The following is a 14644-nucleotide window of genomic DNA, read 5'->3' on the forward strand; positions in this document are numbered from 1 at the left end:
GGCCTCAGGCGCTCGAGGTGACGCTCGCCGCGGCACGGCCCGCCACCGCCTGGTAGTCCGCAAAACGGAAATCGTTCATCTGGCGAAGATACTGGGTCGCGAAGCCCGGGTACATCGAGCCGTTGAACCCGTCCTTGGTCAGATACCAACTGCGGCAACCCGACATCCACGTCGTCTTGGTGAGCCGGCGCTGGATGTCCTCGTTGTGGTGCAGCTGGACGTCTTCGCGCACGTCGAGATAGCGCAGGTCGTCGTCGAGGATGGTGCGAATCCCGCGCACGGCGTAATCGAGCTGGCCCTCGATGTAGACCAGTAGCGAATTGTGGCCCGGCCCGGAGTTGGGGCCGGTCATGAAGAACAGGTTCGGGTAGCCGTGCGCGTTGATGCTCTTGTAAGCCTGTGCGCCGTCGGCCCATTCGTCGGCCAGCGACCGTCCGCCGAGACCGGTGACGGCGAACGGCGGGCCGGTGAGGTGGACGTCGTAGCCGGTGGCGAACACGATGCAGTCGAGGTGGTGTTCGATGCCGTCGCTGGTACGGATGCCGACCGGGCTCAGCGTCGCGATGGGCCAGGAGATCAGTTTGCAGTTGTCGCGCTGCAGCGCCGGGTAGTAGTCGCTGGAGACCAGCATCCGTTTGCAGCCGGGGGCGAAATCGGGCGTCAGCTGCCGGCGCAGCCACGGGTCGGAGACGGTGGCGCGCAGATGGGCCTGGCCGAGTCGGGCCACCAGCGAGGTGAGTGGGGTGTTCCATACCAGGGCCGTGGCACTGGCTTCGTGGCCCCAGAACAGCGCTCGGCGGGCAAGTTGTTGGGCGGCTGGAACTTTGGCGAACAAGGTCTGCACCGCCGTCGGGGTCGCCACGTCCAGCCGGGGCAGCACCCAAGCGGGGGTGCGCTGGAACACCTTCACGAACTCGGCCCGCTTGACCAGTTCGGGAATGATCTGGATGGCGCTGGCGCCGGTACCGATGACGGCGACGCGCTTGCCGGCGAAGTCGTAGTCGTGATCCCAGCGGGCGCTGTGGATCTTGTGTCCGGAGAAGGTGTTCAGGCCGCGGATGTCGGGGAAGCTGACATCCGACAGCGGGCCGGACGCCAGCACGACGGTGCGGGCGCGAAAGCGCTTGCGGTTCTTGGTCTTGGCCGTCCACACCCCGGTGTCCTCGTCGAAGCTCATCCCGACGACCTCGTGCTTGAACCGGATGTGACGACGGATGTCGAATTTCGTCGCCATGTCTTCCAGATGGCGGCAGATCTCGGCGGCGGGTGAGTACGTTCGCGACCAGGTCGGGTTCTGCGCGAACGAGTAGGAGTACAGCAGCGACGGGACGTCACAGCTGGCCCCCGGATAGGTGGTGTCGCGCCACGTTCCGCCCACCCGGTCGGCGCGCTCCAGGATGACGATGTCGGTGATCCCGGCCTCGGCCAACCGAATTGCGGTACCGAGTCCGGTGAAGCCGGCGCCGACGATCAGCGTTGCGTGGGTGTGCTCTGCCACGATCACGCCGCCGGGTCGTGCGTGAGTTCCCTGGACCAACTGGGCATCGGCCTCAGCAGTGGCTTGGGATAGAAATCCGACAGCCACACCATGGAGTTGGCCAGCAGTTGATAGGGGTGTCGCGGGTTGACCACCCACATGCCGTGCCGCTTGAGCAACTTGTAGGTGGGCACCCGCCGGGTGCGCTCGCCCCGGTCGCCGAGCTGCTTGAAACGGTTGACCGCGTTGAACAGCCGCTCCGGCTCCATGCCCATGCCGGCCATCTCGTTGCGGACCCGATTGAGCAGCGGTACGTACATGACCATGCCGAGGATCAGGCCAGGGGATGCGAAGCGGCCGACGAATTCGATGGCCAGCCGACGGGCTTTGGCGTTGCCGATCATCTCCAGCACCTCGAAATCGACAGTGATGTGCCGTGATTCGTCATTGTTGATCTTCTCGAAGACCTGATGGCAGACCGGGTCCTGCACCGATTCCAGCAGGAACTTCAGCAGTGCGCCGTCGAGTGCCACCTCCAGCATCGGGATCACGGTCCCCAGCACCGACAGCGGCATGTCGTCGGCGAAGTTGTCCAGCCACTCGATGGCCAACCGGATGTTGACGTTGGGCTTGGGGATCTCGCCCTCCTCGAGCATGCCCCAGCGCTTCATCAACGCCAATTCCGCGTTGGCGTGCCGTTGTTCCTCGGCGTGGAAATACCGGTAGATCTCGGCGATGGTCGGGTTCGGCGCCTTTTTGGCCAGCGCCGCGAATCCCCTTGCGCCGATGTTCTCGATCCAGCACAGGTCGGCCATGAAGGCCTTGAGCTTCGGCCGGAACTCGGGCCGGATGGTGTCGGCACCCGGTGCGTCCCAGTCGATATCGGCGAGCGCCCACTGTCGATCCTTGATCTTGGCGAGCATGGCTTCCATGTCGATGGCCACCAGCAGCCCCCTTCCCCTCGGCTATCAGTGCATGTTCGCGCGGGATGCCAGGCCGGCCACGCGGGTATAGGCCTGTGGTGCAATACGTTTGATGTTCCAGCCGATCTTGGCGTCGAACTGCGGCATGCAGTAGAGCTCGCCACGATCGTGGGCATCCAGACAGATCCGCGCCACCTTCTGCGCCGAGAACCCGGTCCAGCGCATCAGCTTGTTGGCGAGGTCACTGGATTCTTCGGTGATGCGGCCCGATTCGACGATGTTGGTCTTGACGAACGTCGGACACAGCACGGTGACGCGGATGCCGGTGCCGGACAGTTCGGCGGCCAGCGTTTCGGACAGCGAAAGCACCCCGGCCTTGCTGACGTTGTAGGCGCCCATACCGGGGGCCGCGGCGAACGCGGCCGCCGAGGCGACGTTGATAATGCCGCGCGGGGCGTGCGCCGGGCCGGCCTCGCGCAGGATCGGGGTGAACACGTGGCAGCCGTGAATCGGCCCCCACAGGTTGACGCCCAGCGTCCATGTCCAATCATCCAGGGGCACATCGCCGATGGCCGCGCCGCCGGCACCGACCCCGGCGTTGTTGATCACCAGGGTGGGTGCGGCCGCGAAGAAGGACTGTGCCGTTTCTGCCAGCGTGCTGACGTCGTCGATCCGCGAGACGTCGCAGCGCGCCGCCATCGCCTTCGCACCCAGCTCGGTGATCGCGTCGGCGGTCTCTTGCGCGGCGGCTTCGTCGATGTCACTGCAGACCACCGTGCCGCCACGGCGGCCGAGCTCGACGGCGAACGCGGCGCCGATGCCGCTGCCGGCCCCGGTCACCACGGCCAACGCGTTGTCGCTGGTGGTCTTCGACGTGCCGAGCAGTTTGTCCAGCGGTCCGAGCATCGTCAGCCCGTCTCGTCGGCCAGGGCGCGCGCATCCTGCAACGCGTGGGCGATGAACCGCGCGACGTAGGCCATGGCCTTGGCGGCCTCGGGTGTCATCCGCGGAAGTGCTTGGAACACATGGACTTGGTGCGGCCACACCTGCAGCTCGCAGCGGCCGCCGGCGGCCTTGATGTCCGCGGCCAGCTGCCGCGCATCGTCCTGCAGCATTTCGGCCCCGCCGGCCTGAACCAGCGTCGGGGGCAGCGCAGGTCCGCCGGCGACGTCGAGCGTCAACCGGGGGTGAGTGAGTTCGATACCCGGGTGATACAGCGCGACCAGGCGGGCCGCGTCGGCCGCCCGGGTCGCGGGATCGGGCCGAATCTTCTCGCGGGCGCGCGACAGCGCGAACGTCATGTCGATCAGCGGCGACAACAGCACCAGGGCGGCCGGGGATTGCGCGGCGACCTCGGGCTGCAACAGCATGTCGACGGTCAGATGACCGCCCGCCGAATCACCGGCGATCACAATCTGTTTCGCCGGCACGCCGCACGTTTGCACCAGCCAATCCCAGCCCGCCCGGACATCGTCGGCGGCGGTGGGGAACCGGTAGCGCGGCGCCAGCCGGTAGTCGACGCTGAACACCGGCAACCCGGTCAGCGACGAGAGCCAGGATGTCAACCGCCGGTGGGTCTTTGGCGAGCACACGGCATAACCGCTGCCGTGCACGTAGTAGATTGCGCCCGCGTCGGTCGACGAACGCGGCGCCTCGCTCGTCGGCGTTCGGGGCCCGTACACCCATTCGCCCTTGACCCGGCGGCCGTCGGGCAATCTCGTGTCGACCTGCTGAACGCGGGTGCCCGCCAGCGAGGGGCCGAAGGTGGCCATCACTCGCGCGATCATCCGGCGCGACAACCAGATTCCCCAGGCTTTTTCGGGCGGCACCACACCGCTGAACGGCCGCAAGGTGCAGGTGCTTACCGCTGCCGCGCCGCGGGACCGCAAAGACCCCCGGGCCGGGACGACGATGTCCGCCATGCAACGGAGTCAACCGCAAATGGTGACATTCGTCAATGGCAGCTTTGGGACCGACGTGTCAGCGCGTCCATTGCGTCGTGAATGTGGCGACCGAGTCGGCGACGCGGCGTCGGGCCGAGACCGGATCGGTAAACGTCGCGGCAAGGGCGTCGACGGCGCGGTCGGCAAGCGGGCGCCACTTCGCGACCCAGCCGTCGATGACGGCAGCGTTGGCGGGATTGGCGCCCAATGCGTAGCGGGCCAGGGCGCTGCTCCACGCCTGGCTGCGGGTCGTGTCGACTCGGGACTCCTGCAGCAAGGCGGCGGTCAGGCCGTCCCCGTTGGCCGTTGCCAGATCGACGAACGCTTCCTTGAACAGCGCATCGAGCGTCGGCTTGACCACCACGTTCAGCGCGGTGAATGCCTCGCCCCAGTCGTAGGCCAGCAGTAGGCGTTCGAGGGCTTCGCGGGCCGGCTGCCACGCCTCGTCGGTCTCCCAAATCCACCGGGTCGCTTCGGTATTGGCCAGGTGCGTGCCGTGGCCGAGCGACAGCGACTTCGCCCGGTAAGCGGTCCACTGCAACGCCCGTAGTTCGTCGGCGGCTTGGAAGAACGCGGCGTTGGTGATGTAGGCGCTCGGCGCCAACTGTCCGACGTAGAGGCTGGTGATCTGCAAGACGTGAAACACGTAGCGGGCCGGCACGTAGATGCGGTTCAGCGTCTCGACCCAGGCGGGGTCCAGCCGCGCATCGTGGTCGAGTGCCTCGTAGTGGTCGACCACGCCCTCGGCGTAGACCTCACGGTCGTGTTGCAGCGCAATATAGCGGCGGTAGTTCAGCGCCGCCGGATCGCGAAAACCCTCCCAATCGTCGGCTTGCAGCGGTGAGCCTTCGCGATGCTTGAGGTACCACCGGTTGATCGCACTGTCCGGGTCGAGGTCGAACGGAGCGGGCTTGCGGTTGAAGTGGTAGTGGAAATTGCCCGTGACGGCCTCATACTCGGTCGGCTTGCGCCGGGTATCGCCAGTGATGCTCCACGTCTTGAGCCGGCGGGGCGTTGCGGCGGTCATCCGTCAGTCCTCTCGTTCCAGGTACCAGTGCAGTTCATCGTCGCCGATGTACCGGATCCGGCCGGCAAAGCCAACCAGCGCCGGTTCCAGCGTGGCCAGCGGGAACGCTTGTCCCGCAGCGGCTTCCAAGCTGGATCTCGTGACTCGCAGGAAATGCGGCGCGTGGATGCGTACATAGCCGGCGTGGTCTTCGACGACGACTGCGGCGTCGGGGTTGTCGGCATAGATGGCGTCGGTCAGTGCGGAGACGATTTCGGGATCAAAGCCCCGCACAACGGGACCGACCAGTTTCGCCGCCTCGCTGGTCGCGGTCATTGCCGGCCCCTTTCTTCGGTGAGGGATATGACGATTTGGTCGCCGTCGCGGCGAACCGGGTGGCTCTGCAGCTGGCAGTTGGCGGGATTGACACCGGAGCCGGTGGTCAGATCGAATTCCCAGCTGTGCGCGCCGCATGTCAGGACGTCATCCTCGATATTCCCTTCGGCCAGTGGGTAATTCGCGTGCGGGCACAGGCCGTCGTAAGCGCGGATTTCTCCGTTTCGCAGGTGGACGAGCAGGATCGGCCGATCGTCGACATAGAATTCGCCGACTTCGCCCTCCCACAGCTCGTCGATGGTGGCGACGGGAGTCCAGGTCTGGGTACTAGTCATAGAAGGCCTCGACGTGGTCCATCGGGCCGACGCCGGATGCGGCAATGCCCGCCTGTTGGTCGAGCACCTTCCCGTTGTGGCGCAACCGGATCGGTGCATCGCGTCTGGCCACCCGGTGTCCGACGACGTGGTGGGCGATCGCCGCACCCACGGCCTCGACGGTGTCGCCGTCGTCGACGGGGATCAGCAGTTCGAGCACGTCGCCCTCGAACAGGGCGGTCAGTGGAAGTAGCGCCATGGCCCTTAACCCTTCGATCCGTTCAGTGCCCATGCGTAATCGCTGGCGTCCTGGCCCTGCTCCTCGGGTAAGAGCCCGAAGTACTGCAGTACGGTTCCCAGATCCGGTGGGCTGATCTCTCCGGACAGCACCCGGTCGATCAGGGATTGGTGGCCGGCGAATCGATCCGGCCGTTGGACGAAGATCCACCGGCACGGTTCCGAGCAGAACAGGTACTCACGCCCGTTGTGCACGTGTGTGAGCGGCGCGGGATCGGTGTGGGCGCCGACGGTCACGCCTGCGGCCCGAACCACCGGTAGCTGACACATGTTGCAGGTGATTGGCAGCGTCTCGGGCAGGGTGGCAGCGATATCGCCGTTGCGGACGTTCTCGGTGATGACGTCCCAATTCTTGCCGAAGTCGCGGTTCCAGCCGGGGTACTTCTCCTCGAGCCACAGGCGCTCGGCCTCGGACACGCCCGCGTCGGGATTCCACCACACCGTCGGCCGGTAATACCACACCCCGAGATGGATGGCGTGGTGATACCACGTCAGCTCGTTGATGAATTCGTCCCAGTACCAGGGAAATTCGAGCCCATAGTCGCGGAACTGGTCGGCGAACTGCTTGACCACCCAGTCCTCGATGAACTCCTTGAAGCTCATCCGCCGGCTCTCCAGCGGGGTGTAGTAGTCCATCGACAGGCCGGTCAGCAGCGCGAAGATGCGCCACGACCGCCAGAACATGTGGTCGATGAGGAACTGGCCCCACTCGGCCTCGCCGTTGTCGATGAGGACCTTGATCGTCGGCTCGCCCTGCTGGGCATGACGCGCCTCGTCGGTCTGAATCGAACTGATCAGCGCGCCGAATTCCAGGTCGCCCACATCGATGGCGTCGGCGGCCATGCCGAGGAACTGCAAGTTGGTGAAGCCGGTCTCGAGCGTAAAGGTCAACTGCAACGCTATCGACAAGGCATCGTTGGCCACGAACATGTCGTCGAACAAATAGCGCACCGCGAGCACGATCCAGTCGTTGGTGTGAAATGCCTTGAGCGCCCAGTCGCCTCGCGGCTCCTTGTCGAGCAGGCCGTACGGGAAGAACGCCTGAATCTGGCCGTGGCGAACCTCGTCCAGGGTGCCGAAGGTGGCGGTGTTGCGCCAGGCCGCGGAGCGGCCGAACCGTCCCATCCGAGCCTCGCCGATCGACGCCAGGTACTCGGGCATCGTGATCGCCCCGTAGTGGGCGACGATCACCGACTTCCAGCCCGGATCGAGTTGGTCGAACAACTTCGAGCGCCCGATCGCGTTCTTCAACGAGTACGTCGTGGTGTCCTTGGTGACCTGGTTGTGGACGTACTCGCGGTAGCCGATTTTGTAGGGCTCGTCCCACTTGAGCCAGCCCTCGGCGGAGACGCGATGCGTCCCGGAGAGCTCCTCAGGAAACACCTCGTCCTCGGTGACGTAACGGAAGGTCCAGTTGGTGTCGCGAGCGAGGTCGTACCAGTCGCTGCGTGCGAGTTTGGGCATGAGTCGTCCTTGGTCCGTCTTTGGGCTGCCATCTCAGCCGCATTGAGCTGCGTGGATGACGTGATTGGCTTCCATCATGCGGTATGTTCCAAGGAGTCCTAAGGGTTATCCTCACAAAGATTCGCATCCTCTTCGGCCCGGTACGCCACAGTTACGATCCGGTGCGAGCCCCTACGGACAGCAAACGAATGAGGAGAAGGCTGGCGTGACCGTTACCGACGAATACCTGGCGAACAACGCTGCTTACGCGAGCACATTCAAGGGGCCCCTGCCGTTGCCTCCGAGTAAGCAGGTTGCGGTGGTGGCATGCATGGATGCCCGGCTGGACGTGTACCGGATCCTCGGCCTCGCCGATGGTGAGGCTCACGTGATCCGAAACGCCGGCGGAGTGATCACCGACGACGAAATCCGATCGCTTGCGATCAGCCAGCGGCTGCTGGGAACCAAGGAAATAATCCTGATCCATCACACCGACTGCGGCATGCTCACCTTCAGCGACGAAGAATTCAAGTCGGGCATTCAGCAAGACACCGGGATCAAACCCGGATGGGCGGCCGAAGCGTTCCCCGATGTTGAGGAGGACGTCCGCCAGTCGCTGCGCCGCATCGAACAGAGTCCCTTCGTGACCAAGCATGAATCCTTGCGTGGCTTCGTGTTCGACGTCGCGACGGGCCGGCTCGACGAGGTCGTGCTCTGAAGCCCCAGGGCGCACGGCACCGCAGCCTCGACTCGAAGATCGTCGCGGCACTGGACCGAGCGGGTGAAGCCCTGCACGTGCTGGCGCGCCGCAGTGCGGAGGCCCACGATCTGTCGAGCACCCAGATGCGGGTGCTGGTCTGGCTTTTCGTCGGACCGCCGCCCGTGGCGCGCAGCACCACGCTGGCTCGCGAACTCAACGTCGCCGATCCGACCGTCAGTGATGCCATCGCGGCGTTGATCCGCAAGGGTCTGGTGGTGCGCAGCCGGGATCCACACGACGGACGCCGCCGCGACCTGGTGCTGACCCAAGCCGGGCGCAAGGCCGCGACCGAATTGTCCCGCTGGACAGCGCCGGCGGAGATCGCGACGTCCAAGCTGGACCGTGTCGAAGCAGAGCAGTTGCTCGACAGCTTGCTGATCGTCATTTCGAAACTACATGAGGCGCAACTGCTTCCGGTCGTACGTGCATGCAGTACCTGTACACAGCTGGAAACAATCGCAGCCGACACACGAAGCTATCGGTGCAGGTTCTACGACACGCCGATGTCGGTCTCCGATCTACGGGTCGACTGCGCCGAACACGTCACCGCCTAGCAATCAGCCCGCGCCTAGTCCGGCAACCAGTCGTAGTGGTCGGGCTGACGCCACCACGCGCTGATCCACCCCATGTACGACGCCCCTCGCCCCCGGTGACGTCACGAGACGACGCCACCGACCAAACCTTCGGTCGTATGTTACGTAGCAGCAGCGCGGGTGCAGGGCGGTTCGCGCAATTCTCAATTCCGACGTTGGAGTTCGAACACCGGGATCACGCGCGTGGTTTTGGTCTGATACACCCCGAAATTCGGTGCTTGGGACACCACCTGACCAAACAGCGAATCGCGCTCCGCACCCAAGGCCTCCCGGGCGATGGCCTCGAACGATTCGGTGCCCACCTCCAGGCGCACCTGCGGATTGGCACGCAAGTTGTGCACCCAGGCGGGATCGTTCGTCGCGCCCCCGCGGGAACCGACGATCACCATGGCGCCATCGACCGTGAAATAGGCGAGCGCGGTCAAGTGCGACAGACCCGATTTCGCGCCGGTCGTGGTCATCAGCAGCACGGCCATGTCTTGCAAGGCGCCGCCGACTTTGCCGTCGTTTTCCCGAAACTCTTGAATGATCTGCTCGTTGAATGCCTGCAGCGCGACCGTGTCGGTGCGGAAGCGTTCTTCGTCAAACTCTTGCACTCCGCCGAGGCTAGGGCGCGTCGGGCCGTACGCGGGGCGATGTGGTGGCCGGAAAACGATGGTTGTCAGCCAAGGCCGCCGCGCATCGAAAGGGGTTTGTTTCCTAACGGCCCGGCAGCGCGAACGGCGCCGGCGCGGCGGGGCCGGCACCTGGCAGCGGGAACGGATTGGCGCCGGGAAGTTGCATCGGAAACGGCATCTTGCCGTTGGCCAGCGATGTCATCACGCCCGGGCATTCCATCTGGATCGCCATGCTGGCGACCATTCCGGCCATGTTGGGCGGAAGTCCTTTGATCAGACCCAATTGCGAGGTCACCGATGCGAGGGTCGCACCCGGCTTGACCAGCGCCGGGCAGATCGACTGGCCGATCCCGGCAAGACTGTTGGTCACCGAGCCGTTGGTGCCGTTTCCCATACCGTTCAGCGCGGGGGTGATGGGGTCGGGGGACGGGTCGGCCTGCGCGAGAGCGGGCAAGGCGGCCCCGGCGGTGAGTATGCCCGCCGCAACCGCGAGCGGACGAAGCGCCGCCGCAGCCGCATTGATGAAATCTGCCCATACCGTCGGTTGGTGAACCTCTGTGGAGCGACGGACAGTCCATGGGCGGTACATCATCAGTGCGGTCATAGTGCTCCTCGGTGATCGCGGAAGTGCACAGCTGCGCACTGCCCTTCACTTCGGTAACAATTGGCAATCCGTTACAAAACGAACCGATATACCGCTGCCCCGCTGGTGGGGTGGGGTGCGGACACGATGGATCGCCCCTGGCATCCAACCCCGGAATCGCCGTCGACGGATAATCAATCCGGTGGCGCCGAGATCCGCCCGGAAAGGAAAGCCGCTGATGATCCGCGGAAGATCCGTCGTCGTAACGGGTTCCACGTCGGGTATAGGCCTTGCCCTCGCACGGGCCTTTGCTGCGGAGGGGGCGAACGTAACCCTCAATGGCTTCGGCGACCCGGAGGCCATCGAGCAGCAGCGGCGTGAAATCGAGGAGACTTTCGGGGTGACGGCGGCCTATTCGGGCGCCGACGTGACCAAGCCGGTCGAGATCGCCGAGATGATCGGCGACGCCGAAGAGACCTTCGGATCGGTCGATGTCCTCGTCAACAACGCCGGCGTCCAGTTCGTGGCGAAGCTGGAGGACTTTCCGGTCGAGAAGTGGGACGCGGTGATCGCGACAAATCTGTCGGCCGTCTTCCATACGTCTCGGTGTGCACTGCCCGGGATGAAGCGCCGCGGCTGGGGCCGCATCATCAACATCGCTTCGGCGCACGGCCTTGTGGCGAGCGCCGAAAAGTCGGCCTATGTTGCGGCCAAGCACGGCGTTGTCGGACTGACCAAGGTGGCGGCGATCGAAACCGCCGATTGCGGGATCACCTGCAACGCAATCTGTCCGGGGTGGGTCATGACCCCTCTGATAGCGCAGCAAATCGAAGCGTTCGCCAACACGGCGGGGAAGTCCTTTGACGAAGCCAAGCAGGAATTCGTCGCCGAAAAGCAGCCGATGGCCCGCTTCACTCGTCCGGAAGACGTTGGCGCACTTGCGGTTTTCCTGGCCGGCGATGCGGCTGCGACCATCACCGGCGCGAGCTACTCCATCGACGGCGGCTGGACCGCCCAGTAATGTCCCATGGCGGTGCCGCTACGCGGGTTGTGGCTGCGGCAGCGGACGGGTACGCACCAGCGTCGGCCACCAGAACCACGGTCCGAGGATCCGCAGAATGCACGGCACCACGAACGAACGCACGATCAACGTGTCAAGCAGCAGGCCGATGCACACGGTGGAACCGACTTGTCCGATCGTTCGCAGATCGCTTGTCAGCATTGCCAGCATCGTGAACGCGAACACCAACCCCGCCGACGTCACCACGCCACCCGTGCTGCCGAGCGCGCGGATCAGGCCGGTGTGAATTCCGGCGTGCAGCTCCTCTTTGACACGGAGGATCAGCAGCAGGTTGTAGTCCGACCCCACCGCCACCAGGATGATGAACGTGAGCGGCAGTATCAACCAGTGCAAAGGCAGACCGATGAGATGCTGCCAAACGAGGATGGAAAGTCCGAACGCGCCGGCGTAAGAGAAGGCCACCGTGAGGGGAATAACCAAGGCGGCCATCAGACTTCGCGTCAGGAACAACATGATCAAGAAGATCAGCACGAAGGCTGCGATCGCCACGATAAGCAGATCGGACGCGGCGTACTGTTTGATGTCCTTGTTGGTTGCTCCGGAACCGCCGATGTAAACCTTCGAGCCGGCCAGCGAGGTTTCTTTGAGCGCCACTGTTATCGCCGTGGGGAACTGCTCGACGTGCTGCACGCCTTCCGGGCCGTTGGCGTCTCCCTCGTGGGTCACGATGATGCGGGCGGCCTTGCCGTCGGGCGACATCAGTAGCTGCATGCCGGTTTTGACGTCCTCGTTGTCGAAACCCTCGTGCGGAATATAGAAGAAGTCGTCGCTGCGGGCCTGGTCGAAGTCGAGTCCCACATTGATCTGGTCATCGAACGTCTGGTCGGTCTGCGTAGACTGCAGCGACGACTGACCGTAGGTGCTGACCAAAAGGCTGGCCAACGCCTCGGAGTCGTCGGCGGTGAGTTTCAGCTGCGTGATGATTTGCGGCAGGGTCTTATCGATGACTTCCAGAGACGTGACGGCGTCCTTGATGTCGTCCGCCAGCTTGTCGAGCCCGTCGACTGCCTCGAACAGCGATCTGAACGCGTAGCAAACGGGAATGTCGAAACAGTGCTTCTCCCAATAGAAATAGCTGCGTATCGGTCGGAAGAAGTCTTCGAGGTTCGAAAGTTCTGACCTCAGGTCGTTGCTGACCTGTTGCACGTCCTGCAGGGTGAGAACCGTCTTGTGCAACTCATCCGACATCGTTTGGAAGAAGCCGATTTCTTTGCGCAAGACCGCGACGGTGTGCATGGTGATCTGCGCCTGCTCGTCGGTATTGGCGTTTTGCTGCTTGGTGAACGGGAGCTGTTGGCCGCTCCCGCTGCCTTGCGTGGTGAACAAGTACGGGATGGTGGCGTGTTCCAACGCTCGGCCCATCGGCCTGGTGATGCTTTGCACCATCGCGACGCCGGGAAGGCGTTCGAGCGCCTTGGCCGCGCGGTCCAACGAGATGAAGTCGCCCGAGTTTCGCAGGTCATGATCCGACTCGATCATCAGCATCTCGGAAAAGAGCTTGCTCTTCGGAAAGTGCCGATCCGCCGCCTGGAAACCAAGATTGGCGGGAGAATTGTGCGGCTGGTACTGACGGTCGTCGTAGTTCTGCCGGTACGTCGGGACGAAGATCGCCCCGAGCATGACGGCGGCGGTACTGGCCGCCAGAATCGGCACCGGCCACCGGACCACGCTCGTCCCGATCCGCCGATAAAGATGCGCCTTGGCTTTGCTTTTCGGGTCGAAGAGCCCGAATAGGCTGCCCACGGTCAAGAAGGCCGGGCCGAGCGTCAGCGCTGCCGCGATCGTGAACAGCATGCTGATCGCGACAGCCGGCCCCATGGTGTGGAAGTAGTTGAGTCGCGCGAAAGTCAGGCAATAGCACGCCCCCGCGATCGTCAGCCCCGAGCCAAGGATGACGGGCGTGACGCTCTTGTACGCGGTGTAAAACGCTTCCTCCCGGCCTTCGCCGTCATGGCGCGCCTCGTGGTAGCGGCCCATCAAGAAGATGCCGTAGTCCGTCCCCGCTCCCAGGGTCAGCGCGACGACGATGTTCACGGCGAATGACGAAAGCTCGATGTACCCAAGATGTCCGAGGGTTGCGATAACCCCCTTCGCGACGAGCATCTCGAACAGAACTCCGGCCAACGGCACGAACAGGGTGACGGGGGAGCGATACACCAGCAGCAACATCCCGATGATGAGAAAGATCGTCACGATCGTGATGTCGTTCAAGCTTGAATTCGCGATAGCCACCGTGTCCGAGGCGAGCGGCGCCGCGCCGCTGACGTAAACTTTGAGACCGGGCGGTGGCGTGTCCTTCGCGACGATATCCCGAACGGCCGCAACGGATTCGTTCGCTTGCATTTGGCCGATATCGCCGGCGAGGCGTAACAGCACGTATGCGCATTTGCCGTCGAGGCTCTGTGCTCCGGCCGCGGTGATCGGCTTGCCCCACAGATCCATCGCGTACTGCACATGCTTGGCGTCCTGCTTGAACCGGCGCACCAAATCGTCGTAGTACTGATGATCCGTGTCGCCCAGCGGCCGATTCGCTTCCAGCACAATCATGGCCAAGCTGGTCGAATTCGACTCGTGGAACTTCGCACCGATGGACAACAACGCCCGCTGCGACGGCGCGTAGTGCGGGACCACCGGCCCCGCGAGCTCTTCGGCGACCCTCTCCACCTGCGGCATAAAGGTGTTCGTCGACACGGCCAGCAGGCCCCAAAAGGCGATGATCGGTATCGCGAAGACGCGGACCATTCTTGGGACGATGGGTCGTTTCGCCGGACGCTCCGACCGGTGCTCGCTCATGCGGATTTCACCAGGCAGAAGACGTGTGCGTCCTGATGATCATCGGACTGTTCAGCGCGGACAACGCCATTAACCCTTAGCCGGCAGCCGATTTGACCACCCCGAACCTGCGCCGAGATGCTGCCGGACACCACGGTGAGGGTGGTCGACTCCGTGTGCGACCACGGCAACGCCGTGATATCAACCCGATGCGGATGTCCGTTGACGTCCACCCAGACGAGCATCCCGCCCTGCCCGACCGAGCCGAACAACTCATACGTGACCCGTTTGATACTGAACTCCGGCGGTGCTGCCGGCTGATTGACGGTGATGACGGGCGGGGGATCGGAGAATTGGTGCACCTTCCACATCGCTACCCCGCCCACGGCGAGCACCACGACGGCAACCAAAGGCATCCAGCCTCGTGCCAAGACGGTCCTGCCGACCGACCGAGGGCTCACCCGATCACCCTTTCGAACGTCGCCCCCGCACCCTGCGC

At 64.2% G+C, this 14644-nt stretch carries 16 protein-coding genes; 3 read left to right on the forward strand and 13 right to left on the reverse strand.

Going from position 1 to position 14644, the window contains the following annotated elements:
• Positions 1–4: 4 nt before the first annotated feature.
• Genes G6N55_RS26385 through G6N55_RS26425 form a run of 9 tightly spaced genes read right to left on the reverse strand, consistent with a single transcriptional unit; the run spans position 5 to position 7760 of the window.
• Positions 5–1501, reverse strand: coding sequence for a flavin-containing monooxygenase (locus G6N55_RS26385; protein WP_139826730.1), 1497 nt, complete (start codon positions 1499–1501; stop codon positions 5–7).
• Positions 1501–2421, reverse strand: a complete 921-nt coding sequence (locus tag G6N55_RS26390) for a ferritin family protein (RefSeq protein ID WP_085220663.1) — start codon at positions 2419–2421, stop codon at positions 1501–1503. Before G6N55_RS26390 ends, G6N55_RS26385 begins: the two co-directional genes overlap by 1 nt.
• Positions 2422–2445: 24 nt before the next feature.
• The gene (locus G6N55_RS26395) at positions 2446–3306 is read right to left on the reverse strand and encodes an SDR family NAD(P)-dependent oxidoreductase (protein ID WP_085220662.1); all 861 of its coding nucleotides are present in this window, start codon (positions 3304–3306) and stop codon (positions 2446–2448) included.
• A 2-nt stretch (positions 3307–3308) separates the two neighbouring features.
• Positions 3309–4322 (reverse strand): alpha/beta hydrolase, encoded by a 1014-nt coding sequence (locus G6N55_RS26400; protein WP_085220661.1) that lies wholly within the window; start codon positions 4320–4322, stop codon positions 3309–3311.
• Between the two features lie 58 nt (positions 4323–4380).
• Positions 4381–5370 (reverse strand): aromatic/alkene monooxygenase hydroxylase subunit beta, encoded by a 990-nt coding sequence (locus G6N55_RS26405; protein ID WP_085220660.1) that lies wholly within the window; start codon positions 5368–5370, stop codon positions 4381–4383.
• 3 nt (positions 5371–5373) lie between these two features.
• On the reverse strand, positions 5374–5685 hold the full coding sequence (locus G6N55_RS26410; RefSeq protein ID WP_085220659.1) for an MmoB/DmpM family protein: 312 nt from the start codon (positions 5683–5685) through the stop codon (positions 5374–5376).
• Positions 5682–6020 carry a Rieske 2Fe-2S domain-containing protein gene (locus G6N55_RS26415; RefSeq protein ID WP_085220658.1) on the reverse strand — a complete coding sequence of 113 codons (339 nt, stop codon included), beginning with the start codon at positions 6018–6020 and terminating at the stop codon, positions 5682–5684. The genes G6N55_RS26410 and G6N55_RS26415 overlap by 4 nt, the downstream gene beginning before the upstream one ends.
• Entirely contained in the window at positions 6013–6258 is a 246-nt protein-coding gene (locus G6N55_RS26420) for a toluene-4-monooxygenase system B family protein (protein WP_085220657.1), read from the reverse strand. Before G6N55_RS26420 ends, G6N55_RS26415 begins: the two co-directional genes overlap by 8 nt.
• A 5-nt stretch (positions 6259–6263) precedes the next feature.
• On the reverse strand, positions 6264–7760 hold the full coding sequence (locus G6N55_RS26425) for an aromatic/alkene/methane monooxygenase hydroxylase/oxygenase subunit alpha (RefSeq protein WP_085220656.1): 1497 nt from the start codon (positions 7758–7760) through the stop codon (positions 6264–6266).
• 205 nt (positions 7761–7965) lie between these two features.
• On the opposite strand from G6N55_RS26425, the gene G6N55_RS26430 reads away from it, so the two are divergent.
• Positions 7966–8457, forward strand: a complete 492-nt coding sequence (locus G6N55_RS26430; protein ID WP_085220655.1) for a beta-class carbonic anhydrase — start codon at positions 7966–7968, stop codon at positions 8455–8457.
• 77 nt (positions 8458–8534) lie between these two features.
• Positions 8535–9053, forward strand: coding sequence for a MarR family winged helix-turn-helix transcriptional regulator (locus G6N55_RS26435; RefSeq protein WP_085220654.1), 519 nt, complete (start codon positions 8535–8537; stop codon positions 9051–9053).
• Between the two features lie 182 nt (positions 9054–9235).
• Here G6N55_RS26435 and G6N55_RS26440 read toward each other — a convergent pair whose 3' ends face one another.
• Both G6N55_RS26440 and G6N55_RS26445 read right to left on the reverse strand, forming a co-directional pair.
• The gene (locus tag G6N55_RS26440) at positions 9236–9688 is read right to left on the reverse strand and encodes a nitroreductase family deazaflavin-dependent oxidoreductase (protein ID WP_085220653.1); all 453 of its coding nucleotides are present in this window, start codon (positions 9686–9688) and stop codon (positions 9236–9238) included.
• A gap of 103 nt (positions 9689–9791) precedes the next feature.
• Positions 9792–10313, reverse strand: coding sequence for a DUF732 domain-containing protein (locus G6N55_RS26445; RefSeq protein WP_085220652.1), 522 nt, complete (start codon positions 10311–10313; stop codon positions 9792–9794).
• Positions 10314–10494: 181 nt separating this feature from the next.
• On the opposite strand from G6N55_RS26445, the gene G6N55_RS26450 reads away from it, so the two are divergent.
• Entirely contained in the window at positions 10495–11313 is an 819-nt protein-coding gene (locus tag G6N55_RS26450) for a 3-hydroxybutyrate dehydrogenase (protein ID WP_269474038.1), read from the forward strand.
• Between the two features lie 18 nt (positions 11314–11331).
• On the opposite strand, the gene G6N55_RS26455 is transcribed toward G6N55_RS26450, so the two are convergent.
• Together G6N55_RS26455 and G6N55_RS26460 are read right to left on the reverse strand one after the other, a co-directional pair.
• Entirely contained in the window at positions 11332–14166 is a 2835-nt protein-coding gene (locus G6N55_RS26455; protein ID WP_085220651.1) for an MMPL/RND family transporter, read from the reverse strand.
• On the reverse strand, positions 14163–14561 hold the full coding sequence (locus G6N55_RS26460; protein ID WP_085220650.1) for an MmpS family transport accessory protein: 399 nt from the start codon (positions 14559–14561) through the stop codon (positions 14163–14165). The genes G6N55_RS26455 and G6N55_RS26460 overlap by 4 nt, the downstream gene beginning before the upstream one ends.
• Positions 14562–14644: the final 83 nt, after the last annotated feature.

It is taken from the genome of Mycobacterium florentinum (genome assembly GCF_010730355.1).
Classification (GTDB): domain Bacteria; phylum Actinomycetota; class Actinomycetes; order Mycobacteriales; family Mycobacteriaceae; genus Mycobacterium; species Mycobacterium florentinum.

Bases quoted from the DNA above. Each gene is read 5' to 3' on its own strand.
- G6N55_RS26395 (WP_085220662.1), bottom strand. From the start codon at position 3,306: ATGCTCGGACCGCTGGACAAACTGCTCGGCACGTCGAAGACCACCAGC.
- G6N55_RS26400 (WP_085220661.1), bottom strand. From the start codon at position 4,322: ATGGCGGACATCGTCGTCCCGGCCCGGGGGTCTTTGCGGTCCCGCGGC.
- G6N55_RS26405 (WP_085220660.1), bottom strand. From the start codon at position 5,370: ATGACCGCCGCAACGCCCCGCCGGCTCAAGACGTGGAGCATCACTGGC.
- G6N55_RS26410 (WP_085220659.1), bottom strand. From the start codon at position 5,685: ATGACCGCGACCAGCGAGGCGGCGAAACTGGTCGGTCCCGTTGTGCGG.
- G6N55_RS26415 (WP_085220658.1), bottom strand. From the start codon at position 6,020: ATGACTAGTACCCAGACCTGGACTCCCGTCGCCACCATCGACGAGCTG.
- G6N55_RS26420 (WP_085220657.1), bottom strand. From the start codon at position 6,258: ATGGCGCTACTTCCACTGACCGCCCTGTTCGAGGGCGACGTGCTCGAA.
- G6N55_RS26425 (WP_085220656.1), bottom strand. From the start codon at position 7,760: ATGCCCAAACTCGCACGCAGCGACTGGTACGACCTCGCTCGCGACACC.
- G6N55_RS26445 (WP_085220652.1), bottom strand. From the start codon at position 10,313: ATGACCGCACTGATGATGTACCGCCCATGGACTGTCCGTCGCTCCACA.
- G6N55_RS26455 (WP_085220651.1), bottom strand. From the start codon at position 14,166: ATGAGCGAGCACCGGTCGGAGCGTCCGGCGAAACGACCCATCGTCCCA.
- G6N55_RS26460 (WP_085220650.1), bottom strand. From the start codon at position 14,561: ATGCCTTTGGTTGCCGTCGTGGTGCTCGCCGTGGGCGGGGTAGCGATG.